Here is a 15,881-nt window from a genome sequence, read left to right as displayed (position 1 = left end):
CCAGCATTTCAATATCGCTTTTTTAAAGGAGATGTCATGAAAACGGTCACACCCCAGAAGATGCTTTTTGCCTTGCTGGTGTCAGCAGGCGCGTCCCTCATGCCGGCGCTTGCCCAGCAGGGTGCGGACAAGATCAACCTCAATGGCGAACTGGTCCTGGCGGCCAAGGCGGGGCGCACGGAACGCGTGGCGGCCTTGCTCGCGCAGGGCGCGGCCGTCAATTCGCGCGACCGCAATGGCGACTCCCCGCTCAACATGGCGGCCAGCAAGGGCAACGAAGCGCTGGCGGAGGTGCTGCTGCAGGCCGGCGCGGATGTGAACCTGGCCAACATTGCAGGCGTGACGCCCCTGATGGGCGCGGCGTTCAAGGGCAATGCGCCGCTCGTGCGCAAGCTGATGGCCGCTGGCGCCAGGATCGACCCACTGGATCGCGTCAAGAAAAATGCCGCCATCTACGCCGCGGGCGTCGGCTGCAGCGAATGCCTGGCTGAATTCCTGCGCGCCGGCGCCCCGGTCAATGCGCGCATGGACAACGACGAAACGCTGCTGATGTGGGCGGCAGGCTACGGGAATGCGGCAACGGTGCAGTTTTTGCTCGACCAGGGCGCCGACCGCAGCCTGAAGGACAACCGGGGCAAGACCGCCGCCGACATGGCGCGCGATGGAAATTTCACGGCAGCGCTCAGGCTGCTGGAAAACAGCTGAAGCTGTCTGCGACGCCATGGCCGACGACTGACCCTTCAATTGCAACAGTTGAAAGCAAGTCAGCGCGCACTCCTCAAAAAGTACCGGAAGCACATAATTTTCTTCGCGTCATGCAAGGAAATAATTAAAAACCGGGGCAGCGTCGTTCCGCTGCATGTGGTGACCCCCCTCTGAAGCATGGCCCGCTATTGACTGGCGGAGGGAAGCCACTTGGGGAGACAACATGATTCGACTCAAACAAACGACGGGCTTGTGCGCCATGCTTGCATTGTGTGTGTTTGGCGCTGCGCACGCGCAGGAAATCCAGCAGCAAAAAGGCAAAAGCGCCGCACCGGCGGCCATCAAGACCGTCAACGTGTCGCAGGCACAGCTGAACAACTCGGGCCAGCAGGGCAAGGACTGGCTGCAGACCAACGGCGGCTATGCGCAGACCCGGTTTTACCCCGGCAGGCAGATCAACACCGGCAATGTTAAAAACCTCAGGCCGGAGTTCAGCTTTCAGACCGAGGTCCGCGAGTCGATGGAAACCGCGCCCATCGTGGTCGATGGCGTGATGTACATGACCACCTCCTACAACCATGTCTATGCGCTGGACGCCACGACGGGCAAGGAATTCTGGCATTACAAGCACAAGATGGGGCCGATCACCACCTTTTGCTGCGGCCCCAACAACCGGGGCGTCGCCATCGAGGGCGGCAAGCTGTTCATGGGCACCCTGGACGCCAAGCTGGTGGCGCTTGACGCGCAAAGCGGCAAGGTTCTGTGGGAAACCCAAATCGCCGACCCCGAGAAGGGCTACAGCGAAACCATGTCGCCCACCGTGGTCGAGGGCAAGGTGCTGATCGGCACCAACGGCGGTGAATACGGCATTCGCGGCTTCGTCAAGGCTTTTGACGCCAAGGACGGCAAGCTGCTCTGGACCTTCTACACGATTCCCGAGCAGGGCCATGAAGGCGTGTGGGCAGAAAACGATGCCACCGGCCGCAACATGCACCGCGACATCAAGGCCGAGAAAGAGGAACTGGCGCGCAACAGCAGCTTCTACCAGACCCTGGGCGGCGGCGTCTGGATGAACCCGGCGGTTGACCTCAAGACGCGCACTATTTTCTTTGTCGTGGGCAATCCGTCGCCGGACCTGTACGGCGCCGAGCGGCCGGGCGACAACCTGTACACCGACTCGCTGGTGGCGCTGGACCTGGACAGCGGCAAGTACAAGTGGCATTCCCAGTACGTGGCCCATGACGTGTGGGACCTGGACGCAGTGAGTCCGCCCATCCTGATGGATGTGAAGGACAAGTCCGGAAAAATGATTCCGGCCGTGCTTCACGGCGGCAAGACGGGGCATGTCTATGTGCATGACCGCAAGGACGGCAAGCTAATCCGCTTTTCCGAAGCCATGATCCCGCAGGAAAACATATGGGTGCTGCCGACGGCACAAGGTGCGCGCATGCTGCCGGGCGCCAATGGCGGCGTGGAATGGTCGCCGATGGCGGTCAACGAAAAGCTGCGCCTGGCCTACGCCCTCAATCTGCACCAGCCCATGACCTACCACGTCGAAAAGGCGGCTTATCCGGGCGGCAAGCTGTGGCTGGGCGGCGCCTTCAAAACGATTGAAGGCGAAGAGCAGTGGGGACGCGTCGCGGCGGTCAATGTCGATACCGGCAAGATGGCGTGGAAGTTCGACACCGCGCAGCCCCTGATCGGCGGCGCGCTGGCCACCGCTGGCGACCTGCTGTTCTATGGCGAGGGCAACGGCCTGTTCCGCGCGCTTGACGCCAGGAACGGCAAGCTGCTCTGGGAATACCAGTGCGGCGCGGGCGCCAACGCCATGCCGGTGTCCTACACGGTCAAGGACCGCCAGTACATCGCCATGGGCTGCGGCGGCAACACCCAGCTCGACTTCAAGCGCGGCAACACGATGTTCGTCTATGCGCTGCCCAGGTAAGCCGGGCGCAGGCCATTGCCCGGGGGATCTGGTTTGAAACCCGCCGCGTTTTCTGCCGGCATCCTGGCGGCCGTCCTGGCCGGGCTGGCCGGGCTGCCCGCAGGCGCCCAGGACATCGAAGCCGGCCGCTCCAAGGCGCAAGTCTGCGCGGCCTGCCATGGCGTTGATGGCAACTCGGCGGCGGGTAATTTCCCCAATCTGGCGGGCCAGACCTGGCGCTATCTCTACACCCAGCTCAAGGATTTCAAGGAAGGCCGGCGCAATGATCCGGTGATGAGCCCGATGGCAGCACCGCTGAGCCGCGACGACATGATCAACATCGCCAACTACTTCGCAGCGCAAACGCCCAAGCCCTCCAGCTTCAAGGCCGACGAGGCGAAAGTCAAACTGGGCAGGGCCAAGGCCGACGAAACCCTGTGCACGATGTGCCACCTCGGGGGCCTTTCGGGCCAGAATGAGATTCCGCGCGTTGCTGGCCAGCAGTACGACTACGTCATCAAGCAGCTGAAAGACTTCAAGGCGCGCACCCGCACCAACGACGCGGGCAACATGACCAGCGTGGCGCAGACCCTGAGCGACGCCGACATCGAGAATCTGGCGCATTACATTGCCAGCTTGCGTTAGTCGGAGAATCCGGACTCTTGGGAATCGGCTTGGATTTTCTGGGTTAAAAGCCCGCTATCGTATAATCGCGGGCTTTGCTGCATCATCCACAGACTCCTCCCAGGATTAAAGGAAACTCATTATGGCAACCGCCAAACCCAAGAAAAAGAACCCCCGCCTCGCCTCCGGCCGCAAGCGCGTCCGCCAGGACATCAAACTCAACGCCGCGAACACCTCACTGCGTTCCAAATACCGCACGGCTGTCAAGAACGTCGAAAAAGCCGTTGCAGCCGGCGACAAAGACAAAGCCAAGGATCTGTTCGCCAAGGCCCAAAGCATCGTGGACACGATTTCCGACAAGGGCATCTTCCACAAGAACAAGGCAGCGCGCGACAAGAGCCGCCTGTCCGCCAAGGTGAAAGCCCTGGCCCTCAAAGCCGCCCCCACCCCAACCGCCGCCTGATCATTCAGGCAAATCGCCCGGACTGGCAACTTTAAAAAAAGCCAGTCCGCCGTTTTGTAGGGTGCGCTGCAGCAAAAGTAAAAAAACCGCCTTCGGGCGGTTTTTTTATGCCTGTGTGAAAGAGCTACAGGAAAAGCGCTCAGCGCTTGGGAGGATCAGGCAGCAGGCAGGCATCGGCCATTTGCAGGTTGTTGTCCCTGGCGAAATTGAGTGCGAAGTCCCAGGCCATGGGTTCGGCATCGCGCAACTCGGCATTGACCACGACGCATTTGACGCCGTTGATGACCGTGGGAACGCACCAGGGCGAATAGGTCAGGTGGCTGCCGGGCTGCGGTCCGCCGGGGCGAAACTGACTCATCACGCCGCACAACCTGTCGGCCCAATCGCTGGGCCGGAAGGTTTTGCCATCATGCGTAATGCCCTGAATGAAGACTTCTTTGGAGGAATTGGAGACCATCGGATGGAGGGTGTTTTTACGGGCCAGGGGTGAGGATAAACCCCCATGCTGCGCCGCACAACGATTCTATCTTATATAAGACTCAGCTCATCCTTGCGGCCAGCCGCCGCATCCCGGCCGCGCATGACAGTGATGCGGCATCGTCACGAAAGCCCCTGAAGTCTGCGCCTAAAATCACGTCAAGCCCGCTTGATTCAGTCGCGGCCACCTTGTTGTTTGCTACTTTCCCGGAGTTTTCCCATGACCGCTGCCCTTCCCGATCACATCGAAGCTGCCTCTCCCCATGTGATGAACACCTACGGCCGGCTGCCGATAGCCCTGTCCCATGGCCAGGGCTGCCGCGTCTGGGATGTCAATGGCAAGTCCTACCTCGATGCGCTCGGCGGCATTGCCGTCAACACCGTCGGCCACAACCACCCCCAACTCGTCGCCGCGCTGCGCGACCAGATCGGCAAGATCATCCACAGCTCCAACTACTACCATGTGCCGCTGCAGGAAACGCTGGCGGCCAAGCTGGTCGAGCTGTCGGGACTGGAAAATGTTTTCTTCTGCTCGACCGGCCTGGAAGCCAATGAAGCCGCGCTCAAGCTGGCGCGCAAGTTTGGCCATGACAAGGGCATTGAACGCCCCGAAATCGTCGTTTATGAAAAAGCCTTCCACGGCCGCAGCATCGCCACGCTGAGCGCCACCGGCAACCCCAAGGTGCAGGCCGGCTTTGGCCCGCTGGTCGAAGGCTTCATTCGCGTCCCCATCAACGACATCAACGAATTGAAAGCCGCCACCGAGGGCAATCCAAATGTGGTCGCGGTGTTTTTTGAAGCCATCCAGGGCGAAGGCGGCATTCACAGCATGACGGACGACTACCTGCGGCAGGCGCGCGCGCTGTGCGACGAGCGCGACTGGCTCTTGATGATCGACGAGGTGCAATGCGGCATGGGGCGCACCGGCAAATGGTTTGCGCACCAGTGGTCCGGCATCAAGCCGGACGTGATGCCGCTGGCCAAGGGGCTGGGCTCGGGCGTTCCGGTCGGCGCGGTGGTGGCTGGCCCCAGGGCCGCGCATATCTTTGCGCCCGGCAACCACGGCACGACCTTTGGCGGCAATCCGCTGGCGATGCGGGCCGGCGTGGAAACCATCCGCATCATGGAAGAAGATGGCCTGCTGGAAAACGCGGTCACGGTGGGCAACCACCTGCGGGCCGCGCTGACGCGCGAGCTGGGCGACCTGCCGGGCTTCAGGGAAATTCGCGGTCGCGGCCTGATGCTGGGCATTGAACTGACGAAGCCTTGCGGCGCGCTGGTCACCCAGGCGGCCGAAAACGGCTTGCTGATCAGCGTCACAGCCGACACCGTGATCCGCATGGTGCCTTCGCTCATCATGACCACGGCAGAAGCCGATGAAGTCGTGGCGATTTTGTGCCCCCTCGTCAGGCAGTTGCTGCAGGAAGGCGTGTGAACCATGAGCATGTCCAGCCCCCCCACCCCGCTCAAGCATTACCTGCAGTTCAGCGACCTGAACGCCGATGACTACGCCTACCTCTTCGAGCGCGCCGCCCTGATCAAGAAAAAATTCAAGGCCTACGAAAGGCACCAGCCGCTGATTGACCGCACGATGGTGATGATTTTCGAGAAAGCCTCGACCCGCACCCGCGTGAGCTTCGAGGCCGGCATGTACCAGCTGGGCGGCACGGTCGTGAACCTCACCACCGAAGGCAGCCAGTTGGGCCGCGCAGAACCGATTGAGGACAGCGCCAAGGTGATCAGCCGCATGGTCGATCTGGTGATGATCCGCACCTTCGAGCAGACCAAGATCAACCGCTTTGCCGAACACTCGCGAGTGCCGGTCATCAACGGCCTGACCAACGAATTCCACCCCTGCCAGATTCTGGCCGACATCTTCACCTACATCGAGCACCGCGGCTCGATCCAGGGCAAGACCGTGGCCTGGGTCGGCGACGGCAACAACATGGCCAACACCTGGCTGCAGGCCAGCGAAATCCTCGGCTTCAAGGTCCACCTCAGCACGCCCGGCGGCTACGAAGTGGACCAGTCAATTGCCGGCATCCGCTCCAGCGAAAGCTACCAGGTCTTCAAGGATCCGATGCAGGCCTGCGCCGGCGCCGACCTGGTGACCACCGATGTCTGGACCAGCATGGGCTATGAAGCCGAGAACGAAGCGCGCAAAAAGGCTTTTGCCGACTGGTGCGTGGACAGCGAGATGATGCGCGCCGCCAAGCCCGATGCGCTGTTCATGCATTGCCTGCCGGCGCACCGGGGCGAGGAAGTCGAGGCCGAGGTGATCGACGGCCCTCAGTCCGTGGTCTGGGACGAGGCCGAAAACCGCATGCATGTGCAAAAGGCGCTGATGGAATTCCTGCTGCTCGGTCGCCTGTAAAAGCAGCCGTGAACCCTGGGTGCAGCAGGCATAGGTTTTGCTGCAGTCAGAAAAAGGCATTGCTCCATTCTGAAACAGCCCTGTGTCAGCAACTGGCACAGGGCTTCATGACATTAAAGGGTTTACCCTTAAAACATGTCTGATTTTCCTGTTATTTTGGACTTTTCGGCCCCAAAAAGTGACTGGCACAGTCCCTGCAAACAGCCTCCGGTAAGACCATCTCACCGGCCCGGTGGGTGGCTTAACTCAAGCAATCGACCCTACCTACTGGAGACACGACATGATTTACGCCAACCCCGGCTCCGCCGGCGCCCCAGTCAACTTCAAAGCTCAGTACGACAACTTCATCGGCGGCAAGTTTGTCGCCCCGCTCAACGGCGCCTATTTCGAAGTCATCACCCCCATCACCGGCCAGCCTTACACCAAGGCAGCCCGCTCCGGCGCCGAGGACATCGAACTGGCGCTTGACGCAGCGCATGCCGCCGCCGGCGCATGGGGCAAGACACCAGCGGCCGAGCGCGCCAACGTGCTGCTCAAAATCGCCGACCGCATCGAGCAAAACCTCGAAGCACTGGCCTACGCCGAAACCGTCGATAACGGCAAGGCCATCCGCGAAACCCTGAATGCCGACATTCCGCTGACGGCTGACCATTTCCGCTACTTTGCCGGTTGCCTGCGCTCGCAGGAAGGCAGCCTCTCCGAGATCGACGGCGACACCATCGCCTACCATTTCCATGAGCCTTTGGGCGTCGTCGGCCAGATCATTCCCTGGAACTTCCCGATCCTGATGGCCGCCTGGAAACTGGCGCCCGCCATTGCCGCCGGCAACTGCGTGGTGCTCAAGCCCGCCGAATCGACGCCGATTTCCATCCTGATCCTGGCCGAATTCATTGCCGACCTGCTCCCGCCGGGCGTGCTCAACATCGTCAATGGCTATGGCCGCGAAGCCGGCATGCCGCTGGCCACCAGCAAGCGCATCGCCAAGATCGCCTTCACCGGCTCCACCGCCACCGGCCGCGTGATTGCGCAGGCCGCAGCCACCAACCTGATCCCGGCCACGCTGGAACTCGGCGGCAAGTCGCCCAACATCTTCTTTGCCGACATCGCCGACGCCGATGACGCCTTTTTCGACAAGGCCATCGAAGGCATGGTGCTGTTTGCCTTCAACCAGGGCGAAGTCTGCACCTGCCCTTCACGCGCGCTGATCCATGAATCGATCTACGATAAGTTCATGGCACGCGTGCTCGAACGTGTCGCAGCCATCAAGCAGGGCAGCCCGCTCGATACCGACTGCATGATGGGCGCCCAGGCGTCGCTGGAGCAGATGAAGAAGATCGAGGCCTACCTGGCCATCGGCAAGGAAGAAGGCGCCGAACTGCTGGCAGGCGGCGCACGCGCCCACCTGGAAGGCGACCTGGCCGGCGGCTACTACATCCAGCCGACGCTGTTCAAGGGCCACAACAAGATGCGGATTTTCCAGGAAGAAATCTTCGGCCCGGTGCTGGCCGTGACCACCTTCAAGGATGAAGCCGAAGCGCTGGAAATCGCCAACGACACGCCTTACGGCCTGGGCGCCGGCGTCTGGACGCGTGACGGCGCCACCGCCTACCGCATGGGCCGCGCCATCCAGGCCGGCCGCGTCTGGACCAACTGCTACCACGCCTACCCGGCCCACGCCACTTTTGGCGGCTACAAGGAATCGGGCATCGGCCGCGAGACCCACAAGGTCATGCTCGACCACTACCAGCAGACCAAGAACCTGCTGGTCAGCTACAGTCCGAAAGCACTGGGCTTCTTCTAATACGAAGCCTTGAGACGAGCTTGTTGAGTCGGCCGGGGGCCGGATGGTTTGACCATTCCGGCCCCTGTCCACTTCAGTGTCAACCGGATTGGCAGGTGCCATGTTTTTGGAGACGGTTATATGAAAGAGCCTCATGAACTTGCCATTGCAGGCTATCTGGCAGTAGCTGCCGGCATTCCTCATCCATGGCGGGCGACCCAGTACCGCATTGATGAAGTCGCGGCAATGGTTCATGTCTGGATCACCCGGCAGCCGCAAGCCAACGTCAAAAAGAAGCGCAGCTGGTTCGGACTGCTCACGGCGGTGCAAGCCATTGCCGAAGCGCCCGTTAACGGCCCTGAAATGCAGTGGCGCCACCTCAACTGCATGAATTTCACCTGCCAGATTCATACCCTGGATGTTCTTGATGAGCGTCACTTCGACCTGCCCTGGTTTGGCCAGCCGGGCCTGCCTTTTTCCAACCGGCTGTCACGCCAGGTCTTTGCCTGCCTGAAGGAAGGCCTGGAAATACCCGCGATCTGCGACATACACAACATCCCTTTTGCCGACCTGTGGAAGTTCAAGCACGCGCTCGACAATGGCCAGGTCAAGTTTGAATACACCGCAAGCCAGAAAACCGACACGGCCACCGGCCCGGATGCGCACTTGTCGCCATCGGCAGGTTCCGGCAACGTGCCGGATGTGAAAGACCCCGTATGGGAACGCCTCATCACCGGCGAACTCACCATCCATATCAAGACCCTGAGCCTGCAACTCATTCTGACCAAGCTGCGCCAGCAAGTCAGCCTGCAGCAAAACGATGAAGTCAAGCAGCTCAAGCTGCGCGAACTGCACCGATATGTCGAGCGCAACCAGCGCAGTCTCGAATATGAGCTGAACCAGTTCAGAAAAATATCACAGTCGGAGTACGCATGAACGCCTTGCAACAGCTTCTGGTCACTCCAGACATGGCCGCTCAACTAATCCGCAGCGGTGCCACGCTGGCCATTGCGGGCGACGAAAGCGTGCTGGCGGCGCTGCCGAACGGCAACTGGATTGGCGGCACCATTCCCTATTTCATGAGCCAGGAGGGCGGCATCACCACGCGCGAGCGGCTGTTCGTCACGCCCCTGTCGTTTTACCCGGGCCTCGCGCCCTCCATCAAGCACTATGACGCGGCATCGCTGTCGCAGGTGTGCATGGAAGCGCCCGTCAATGGCTTCAGCCTGATCATCCTGCCGGCATTTTCCGAAGTTCATCTTGAATATGCGCAGCATGCGTCCCATTACGACGAGATGTTCATGAAGCCGCTGGTCGGCTGGATCTCGGGCATCCACCTGGATGACATGGGCCAGCGCACGCCCAAGGTGCGTGACGGCCGCAACGGCGCCCTGCTCGAAAACCAGGCGGTCGTGATCCATGTTCCCCTGCCGGAAAACGTCAGCGCCCATGTCAGCATCGTGAACCTGTTCAGCCAGGGAGACGGTGACCTGATCGAGTTCCAGGAAAGCGGCTTTGAAGCATCGACCTGCCTGGTGAACGGCAAGCCGGCCTCGCTGGCCAGATACCTCAAGAAAATCGGCCACGATACCCGCCTGCCGCTGGTCGCCGACTACAGCGGCGCGCTGATCAACGTCAGCCTGAAAGCGGTCAACGAAAAGCAGGACAACGTGCAGTTTTACGGGCCGGTCTTTCCGCATGTTGCTTACAAGCTGGCGAAGCCTTTTGCGGGCAGCTATGAAACCGCTTTCGGCCAGGCCATTGCAGACCTGCCGGAGCAAGCCGGGTTTTCCTGCAACTGCGTGCTCAACTACCTGTACTCCGAACTGGAGGGAAAGCGCACCGGGCATGTGACGGGCCCCATGACCTTTGGGGAAGTGGCCTATGTGCTGCTGAACCAGACCGTGGTGCACCTGACGCTGGAAACCTACTGAGGCAGCAGGTGCACAGGGCTGAAGCAACGAATTGAACAGGAAATCAAGATGGTCAAACGAGTAGTCGCCACCGAAGCGTCGCTGGCGCTGATCGAGCGCCTGAAGACCAAACACGGTACGGCGCTGATGTTTTTTCAGTCGGCGGGCTGCTGCGACGGCAGTGCGCCCATGTGCTACCTCATCGGCGAGCTGTCGGTGGGCCGCTACGACATCTTGCTGGGCGAGATTGGCGGCTGCCAGTTCTACATCAACCAGTCGCATTTTGAATACTGGAAGAACACCCAGCTGATCATTGACGTGACCTCGGGCAGCGGCAGCACCTTTTCGCTCGAAGGGCCGGAAAACGTGTGTTTCATCACCCGTTCCCGGCTGTTCACCGACGAGGAATGGCGCACACTGCCCCTGCTCGCCTGAGAGCCTTGCCAACAGGCATCAGCCGCGTCCGACGAACGGCATTTTGGTGGCCATGATGGTCATGAACTGGATGTTGGTGGACAAGGGCAGCCCCGCCATGTGAAGCACCGCATCGGCCACTTCCTTCGCGTCCATCATCGGCTCGATGGCAATATCGCCATTGGCCTGCGGCACGCCGGTGGCCATGCGCGCGGAAAGCTCGGTCAGGGCGTTGCCGATGTCGATCTGGCCGCAGGCGATGTTGTACTTGCGGCCGTCGAGCGAAATCGCCTTGGTCAGGCCGGTGATGGCATGCTTGGTCGAGGTGTAGGGCGCCGAATTCGGGCGGGGCGCGTGGGCCGAGATCGAGCCGTTGTTGATGATGCGGCCGCCCTGCGGCAGTTGCGCCTTCATCAGCCTGAAGGCGCCCTGCGCGCACAAAAATGAACCCGTCAGGTTGATGTTGACCACGTTTTGCCACTGCTCGAAGCTCAGGTCTTCAAAGCTGGCCCTGGGCGAATTGACGCCCGCATTGTTGAACAGCACGTCGAGGCGGCCAAACTTATCCTGAATGGCAGCAAACAGGGCATCGACCGATTCGGGCCGGCTGACATCGGTGGCCACCGGCAAGGCGCGGTCCGCGCCGGCCTGCAGGGCGACTTCATGGAGCGGCTCGATGCGCCGCCCGGCCAGCACCACGCGGTAGCCCGCGCCCGCCAGCGCCAACGCCACCTCCTTGCCAATGCCGGTGCCCGCGCCGGTCACGAGTGCCACTTTGTCGTTCGAATTCATGGAAAGCCTTTGTCTGTGTAGTTGGATGCAGAAGGGAGAAACCGGTGGCTCGCTGCCAGAGCCGCCGATTTTGCACGAGCAGCAGCAGGTGCGTTGCTGCGCGGCTTGTGCCATACCTGCAAACAGTTACTTGAAGCTTCAACTATTTTCAAAACCTGTTGGAAATAACCGACACCACGGGTTTTTCGGCGGTGCTACCTTTGCAGCATGATTGAACCAGCCCCCCATTTTCCAAGCCATGCCGCACCGGCCAAGACGCTGAGGATCTGGGACATTTCGCCGCCGCTCGACGAGCGCTCCGAAGTGTTTCCCGGCGACACCGCTTATTCGCAGCAGTTGCATTTTTCACGCTCGCCCGGCTGCCCGGTCAACGTCAACCGCATCACGCTGTCGCCGCACACCGGCGCGCATGCCGATGCGCCGCTGCACTACGCCAGCGGCGAAGCGGCGATTGGCGCGGTCGATTTGCAGCCTTACCTCGGGCCGTGCCGCGTCATCCATTGCCTGGACTGCGGCCCGCTGGTAGAGCCCGTTCACATTGCGCACGCGCTGGACAAGCTGCCCGGCCGGGTGCTGCTGCGCACGTCCCGCGCCGCCAGCCAGTCCTGGGCATCATTTACTGCTGTTGCGCCCGATACGCTTGCATTGTTAGCTACTAAAAACATAGTGCTGATCGGTATCGACACGCCCAGCGTGGACCCGGCCACCAGCCAGGATCTGCCAAGCCACCATCAACTGCTCCAGCACGGCCTGCGGGTGCTGGAAAACCTGCTGCTCGACGACGTGCCGGAAGGCGACTATGAACTGATCGCCCTGCCGCTCAAGCTGATGCGGGCCGACGCCTCGCCGGTTCGCGCCATCCTGCGCGAGCTTTCCTGAACCATAAGAGACTTCACGCCATGACCACTACTTTGCAGGATTGCCGCGCGCTCGACGCGCAAGACCCGTTGCGCGCCCTGCGCGACCAGTTCACGCTGCCCGAAGGCGTGATTTACCTCGATGGCAACTCGCTGGGCGTGCTGCCCAACACCGCAGCCGCCCGCGTGGCCGAGGCGGTGACCCGGGAATGGGGACAGGGCCTGATCCGCTCCTGGAACAGCGCCGGCTGGTTCGATGCGCCGCAGCGCCTGGGCAACAAGATCGCGCAGCTGGTGGGCGCCGCGCCCGGCGAGGTCGTCGCCACCGACAGCACCTCGGTCAACCTCTACAAGGTGCTGAGCGCGGCGCTCAGCATTGCGGGTGAGGAGGCGCCCGGCCGCAAGGTGCTGGTCAGCGAGCGCAGCAACTTCCCGACCGACCTCTACATCGCCCAGGCGCTGTGCCGGGAACGCGGCCTGCGCCTGCTGCTGGTCGAGCCCGAGGACATCGCGGAGGCGCTGACGGACGAGGTTGCCGTGCTGATGCTGACGCATGTCAACTACCGCACTGGCGCCATGCACGACATGGCGGCTGTCACGGCAGCGGCGCACCGGGCCGGCATCCTCGCGGTCTGGGACCTGGCGCACAGCGCCGGCGCCGTGCCGGTGGAGCTTCACTCCGCGCAGGCCGACTTCGCGGTGGGTTGCGGCTACAAATATCTGAACGGCGGCCCCGGCGCGCCGGCGTTTGTCTGGGCGCATCCACGGCACGCCAGCCGGTTCTGGCAGCCGCTGGCCGGCTGGTGGGGCCACGCCGCGCCCTTCGAGTTCACGCCCGACTACCGCCCTGCCCCCGGCATCACGCGCTTCCTGTGCGGCACGCAGCCGATCCTGAGCATGACGGCGCTCGAATGCGGCCTCGACACGGTGCTGGCGGCCCAGCCGCTGGGCGGCATGGCGGCCTTGCGCGCCAAGTCGCTGGCGCTGACGGATTTGTTCATCGAATTGGTCGAAGCGCGCTGCGCAGGCCACGGCCTCGGTCTGGCCACGCCGCGCGGCCATGCACAGCGCGGCTCGCAGGTCTGCCTGACGCGCAGCGAAGGCGCCTACGCCATCGTGCAGGCGCTGATTGCCCGGGGCGTGATCGGCGACTTTCGCACCGGTGACGGCAACCAGCAGCTGGACATCCTGCGCTTCGGCTTCACGCCGCTGTACATCGGTTTTGAGGAGGTGTGGCTGGCGGTCGAGCATCTCAAGCAGGTGCTGGAAACCGGCGAATGGCAGCAAACCCGGTTCAACCAGAAGCAGGCGGTGACCTGACATGAACGAAACCCCCAAACCCGCCGACATCGTTCACGCTGAAAAAGCGCAGCTCGACTTCAGCCAGTCCATGAGCTACAGCGACTACCTGCACCTGGACGCCATCCTCGGCGCGCAACAGCCGCTCTCGCCGGCGCACGACGAGATGCTCTTCATCATCCAGCACCAGACCAGCGAGTTGTGGATGAAGCTGATGCTGCACGAGCTGCGCGCGGCGATTGCCAACGTGGCGCAGGACGAACTCGGCAGCGCCTTCAAGAAGCTGGCGCGCGTGAGCAAGATCATGGAGCAGCTGGTCCACGCCTGGGACGTGCTGGCCACCATGACGCCGCCCGAATACAGCGCCATCCGCCCCTATCTGGCCAGCTCCAGCGGCTTTCAGAGTGCGCAATACCGCTGCATCGAGTTCGCGCTGGGCAACAAGAACGCCGCCATGCTCAAGCCCCACGCGCACCGGCCCGACTTGCTGGCGCAGGTGCAGGCCGCTTTCGAGGCGCCTTCGCTGTACGACGAAGCGCTGCGCCTGCTGGCCCGGCGCGGCCTGCCGGTGCCTGCCAGCCACACCGAACGCGACTGGACCCAGGGCTATGTCGAAAACGACGCGGTGGAAAGCGCCTGGCTCACGGTGTACCGCGACCCGAAGCGGTACTGGGACTTGTACCAGCTGGGCGAGGAACTCACCGACCTGGAAGACGCGTTCCGGCTCTGGCGCTTTCGCCACGTCACCACCGTGGAGCGCGTCATCGGCTTCAAGCGCGGCACCGGAGGAACGGGTGGCGTGAGCTATTTGCGCAAGATGCTGGACGTGGTGCTGTTTCCGGAAATCTGGAAGCTGCGCACCGATTTGTAGGCGGCTTGCAGAGGCCATTTTCAAGCGAAAAATGGCTTCTTCGCATGTCCCTATTGCACAATCAGCTATTTATTTGATAGCGAATCACACCACGCGATGCACAGCGCCGTAGAGCCACGGCATGTCGAGCAGCCTTTCGCCCAGCAGCTTCATCGAGGCATCGCGCGCCCAGCGCAGTGGCCCCTCGGCATGAAATACCCGGCCGTTGCGCATGGCGCCAGCCTGCACCCGGGCATTGCGCTGCCAGCGGTTCAGGGCGTAGCGCTGCAGCAGCGTCTGCACGTCAAAGGCCGGGTCCAGCGCCTGGGCCAGCACGGCGCCCAGTTCGGCCGCATCTTCAATCGCCATACCGGCGCCCTGCGCCAAGTAGGGCCGCATCGGGTGCGCCGCATCGCCGAGCAGGGCCACGCGGCCCTGGGCATGCTGGCGCGCGCTGGTCATGGGGGGCCGGTCGCACAGCGGCCACAGGCGCCAGCTTGGACCGTCCCTGTGGCCGCCGTCCGTCACCGCCTGGATCAGGTCGCGCAGCAGGGCCGTGGTGGGCCGGATGGCCTCCTGCAGGTCGGCCGCATTGGCGTTGTGGTCCCAGCTCTGCAGGTCTTCAGCCACATTGCCCTGCACGATCACCACCACGTTCAGCCATTCACCGCCGCGCACCGGGTAATGCACCACATGCAGTTTTGGCCCCAGCCAGACAGTGACCTGCCGGCTGCGCAGCCGCGCGGGCAGGCTGGTCTGCGGCAGCATGGCGCGGTAGGCCAGATGGCCGGTGACGCGCGGCGGCGCATCGCTCAGCATCTGCTGGCGAATGCGGCTCCAGAGGCCGTCGGCGCCAATCAGCGCATCGCCCTCGACCTTCAGCAAAGGCGCCAGCAGCGCCGGCTGCGCGCCTGTTGCATCCTCCGGCCTGGCCACCGCTACCGCTTTGACCTGAAGGGTCACTTCGCGCCCACTGTCGGCATAACCGGCCACGGCGCTGTTCAGGTTGAGCCAGACATTGGCGCGCGCCTGCACGGCTTCAAGCAGCAGCGCATGCAGGTCGGCGCGGTGAATGGTGGCGTAATGCGCGCCATACTTTTGCAGCGCCCGCTCGCCCAGCGGCAGCACGCCGAGTTCACGGCCCGACAGGGCATCGCGCACCTGCAGCCGGTTCGGGAAGGCCGCCACGCGCGCCAGGGCGTCCTGCAGCCCCCAGCCCCGCAGCAGCCTGACCACATTGGGGCCGAGCTGAACGCCGGCGCCGACTTCGCTGAAAACCGGCGTGCGCTCGTACAGACGCACATCCCAGCCCGCGCGCGACACGGCCAGCGCAGCAGCCAGCCCGCCGATGCCGCCGCCGGCAATCAAGGCCTGCCGCGTCATGCCCGGCACGCTGCAGGGTTTACCGA

The 15,881-nt window shown here is 62.7% G+C and carries 16 protein-coding genes; 13 read left to right on the top strand and 3 right to left on the bottom strand.

From position 1 onward, the window contains the following. Positions 1–36 precede the first annotated feature (36 nt). The 4 genes from ABLV49_RS05875 (at position 37) to rpsT (ending at position 3,716) form a co-directional block, all read left to right on the top strand. Positions 37–705 carry an ankyrin repeat domain-containing protein gene (locus ABLV49_RS05875; protein WP_349280711.1) on the top strand — a complete coding sequence of 223 codons (669 nt, stop codon included), beginning with the start codon at positions 37–39 and terminating at the stop codon, positions 703–705. Positions 706–928: 223 nt separating this feature from the next. Next, positions 929–2,650, top strand: a complete 1,722-nt coding sequence (locus ABLV49_RS05870) for a pyrroloquinoline quinone-dependent dehydrogenase (RefSeq protein ID WP_349280710.1) — start codon at positions 929–931, stop codon at positions 2,648–2,650. 33 nt (positions 2,651–2,683) lie between these two features. Continuing rightward, positions 2,684–3,274, top strand: coding sequence for a c-type cytochrome (locus tag ABLV49_RS05865; protein ID WP_349280709.1), 591 nt, complete (start codon positions 2,684–2,686; stop codon positions 3,272–3,274). A gap of 121 nt (positions 3,275–3,395) precedes the next feature. Next, positions 3,396–3,716: a 30S ribosomal protein S20 gene (gene rpsT / locus ABLV49_RS05860; protein WP_349280708.1), complete on the top strand. Its 321-nt coding sequence runs from the start codon at positions 3,396–3,398 to the stop codon at positions 3,714–3,716. A gap of 139 nt (positions 3,717–3,855) precedes the next feature. Here rpsT and ABLV49_RS05855 read toward each other — a convergent pair whose 3' ends face one another. Beyond that, a complete protein-coding gene (locus ABLV49_RS05855) occupies positions 3,856–4,173 on the bottom strand; it encodes a DUF3579 domain-containing protein (RefSeq protein WP_349280707.1) in 318 nt (105 codons plus the stop codon). A gap of 240 nt (positions 4,174–4,413) precedes the next feature. Between ABLV49_RS05855 and ABLV49_RS05850 the strand changes: the two genes are divergently transcribed. The 6 genes from ABLV49_RS05850 to ABLV49_RS05825 all read left to right on the top strand — a co-directional run bounded on the left by ABLV49_RS05850 (position 4,414) and on the right by ABLV49_RS05825 (position 10,695). Further along, positions 4,414–5,628, top strand: a complete 1,215-nt coding sequence (locus tag ABLV49_RS05850; RefSeq protein WP_349280706.1) for an aspartate aminotransferase family protein — start codon at positions 4,414–4,416, stop codon at positions 5,626–5,628. A 9-nt stretch (positions 5,629–5,637) separates the two neighbouring features. After that, entirely contained in the window at positions 5,638–6,567 is a 930-nt protein-coding gene (argF, locus tag ABLV49_RS05845) for an ornithine carbamoyltransferase (protein WP_011802383.1), read from the top strand. A gap of 280 nt (positions 6,568–6,847) precedes the next feature. After that, entirely contained in the window at positions 6,848–8,368 is a 1,521-nt protein-coding gene (exaC, locus tag ABLV49_RS05840; protein WP_349280705.1) for an acetaldehyde dehydrogenase ExaC, read from the top strand. 120 nt (positions 8,369–8,488) lie between these two features. Then, positions 8,489–9,283 (top strand): hypothetical protein, encoded by a 795-nt coding sequence (locus tag ABLV49_RS05835; protein WP_349280704.1) that lies wholly within the window; start codon positions 8,489–8,491, stop codon positions 9,281–9,283. Continuing rightward, positions 9,280–10,281 (top strand): DUF6976 family protein, encoded by a 1,002-nt coding sequence (locus ABLV49_RS05830; protein WP_349280703.1) that lies wholly within the window; start codon positions 9,280–9,282, stop codon positions 10,279–10,281. The genes ABLV49_RS05835 and ABLV49_RS05830 overlap by 4 nt, the downstream gene beginning before the upstream one ends. 48 nt (positions 10,282–10,329) lie before the next feature. Beyond that, complete coding sequence (locus ABLV49_RS05825) at positions 10,330–10,695, top strand: DUF779 domain-containing protein (RefSeq protein WP_349280702.1); 366 nt, start codon at positions 10,330–10,332, stop codon at positions 10,693–10,695. An 18-nt stretch (positions 10,696–10,713) separates the two neighbouring features. Here ABLV49_RS05825 and ABLV49_RS05820 read toward each other — a convergent pair whose 3' ends face one another. Further along, positions 10,714–11,466, bottom strand: a complete 753-nt coding sequence (locus tag ABLV49_RS05820; RefSeq protein WP_349280701.1) for an SDR family oxidoreductase — start codon at positions 11,464–11,466, stop codon at positions 10,714–10,716. 207 nt (positions 11,467–11,673) lie between these two features. Here ABLV49_RS05820 and kynB point away from each other — a divergent pair, with 207 nt between their 5' ends. From kynB to kynA, 3 genes are read left to right on the top strand one after another with little or no spacing between them, the layout of a single operon-like run. After that, entirely contained in the window at positions 11,674–12,345 is a 672-nt protein-coding gene (gene kynB / locus ABLV49_RS05815; protein WP_349280700.1) for an arylformamidase, read from the top strand. 20 nt (positions 12,346–12,365) lie between these two features. Next, positions 12,366–13,643 carry a kynureninase gene (gene kynU / locus ABLV49_RS05810; RefSeq protein ID WP_349280699.1) on the top strand — a complete coding sequence of 426 codons (1,278 nt, stop codon included), beginning with the start codon at positions 12,366–12,368 and terminating at the stop codon, positions 13,641–13,643. Position 13,644: 1 nt separating this feature from the next. Further along, entirely contained in the window at positions 13,645–14,493 is an 849-nt protein-coding gene (gene kynA, locus ABLV49_RS05805; RefSeq protein ID WP_349280698.1) for a tryptophan 2,3-dioxygenase, read from the top strand. Positions 14,494–14,577: 84 nt separating this feature from the next. Here the strand turns inward: kynA and ABLV49_RS05800 are convergent, their stop codons facing one another. Next, the gene (locus ABLV49_RS05800) at positions 14,578–15,855 is read right to left on the bottom strand and encodes an FAD-dependent monooxygenase (RefSeq protein WP_349280697.1); all 1,278 of its coding nucleotides are present in this window, start codon (positions 15,853–15,855) and stop codon (positions 14,578–14,580) included. Positions 15,856–15,881 lie beyond the last annotated feature (26 nt).

This window comes from Polaromonas hydrogenivorans (assembly GCF_040105105.1).
GTDB lineage: Bacteria > Pseudomonadota > Gammaproteobacteria > Burkholderiales > Burkholderiaceae_C > Polaromonas > Polaromonas hydrogenivorans.
The sequence above is the reverse complement of the archived record's forward strand: the minus strand, read 5'-3'. Positions and strand labels throughout refer to the sequence as shown.

Coding starts and splice junctions, on each gene's coding strand:
- ABLV49_RS05875 (WP_349280711.1), top strand. CDS start 37: ATGAAAACGGTCACACCCCAGAAGATGCTTTTTGCCTTGCTGGTGTCA.
- ABLV49_RS05870 (WP_349280710.1), top strand. CDS start 929: ATGATTCGACTCAAACAAACGACGGGCTTGTGCGCCATGCTTGCATTG.
- rpsT (WP_349280708.1), top strand. CDS start 3,396: ATGGCAACCGCCAAACCCAAGAAAAAGAACCCCCGCCTCGCCTCCGGC.
- ABLV49_RS05855 (WP_349280707.1), bottom strand. CDS start 4,173: ATGGTCTCCAATTCCTCCAAAGAAGTCTTCATTCAGGGCATTACGCAT.
- ABLV49_RS05850 (WP_349280706.1), top strand. CDS start 4,414: ATGACCGCTGCCCTTCCCGATCACATCGAAGCTGCCTCTCCCCATGTG.
- argF (WP_011802383.1), top strand. CDS start 5,638: ATGTCCAGCCCCCCCACCCCGCTCAAGCATTACCTGCAGTTCAGCGAC.
- exaC (WP_349280705.1), top strand. CDS start 6,848: ATGATTTACGCCAACCCCGGCTCCGCCGGCGCCCCAGTCAACTTCAAA.
- ABLV49_RS05835 (WP_349280704.1), top strand. CDS start 8,489: ATGAAAGAGCCTCATGAACTTGCCATTGCAGGCTATCTGGCAGTAGCT.
- ABLV49_RS05830 (WP_349280703.1), top strand. CDS start 9,280: ATGAACGCCTTGCAACAGCTTCTGGTCACTCCAGACATGGCCGCTCAA.
- ABLV49_RS05825 (WP_349280702.1), top strand. CDS start 10,330: ATGGTCAAACGAGTAGTCGCCACCGAAGCGTCGCTGGCGCTGATCGAG.
- ABLV49_RS05820 (WP_349280701.1), bottom strand. CDS start 11,466: ATGAATTCGAACGACAAAGTGGCACTCGTGACCGGCGCGGGCACCGGC.
- kynB (WP_349280700.1), top strand. CDS start 11,674: ATGATTGAACCAGCCCCCCATTTTCCAAGCCATGCCGCACCGGCCAAG.
- kynU (WP_349280699.1), top strand. CDS start 12,366: ATGACCACTACTTTGCAGGATTGCCGCGCGCTCGACGCGCAAGACCCG.
- kynA (WP_349280698.1), top strand. CDS start 13,645: ATGAACGAAACCCCCAAACCCGCCGACATCGTTCACGCTGAAAAAGCG.
- ABLV49_RS05800 (WP_349280697.1), bottom strand. CDS start 15,855: ATGACGCGGCAGGCCTTGATTGCCGGCGGCGGCATCGGCGGGCTGGCT.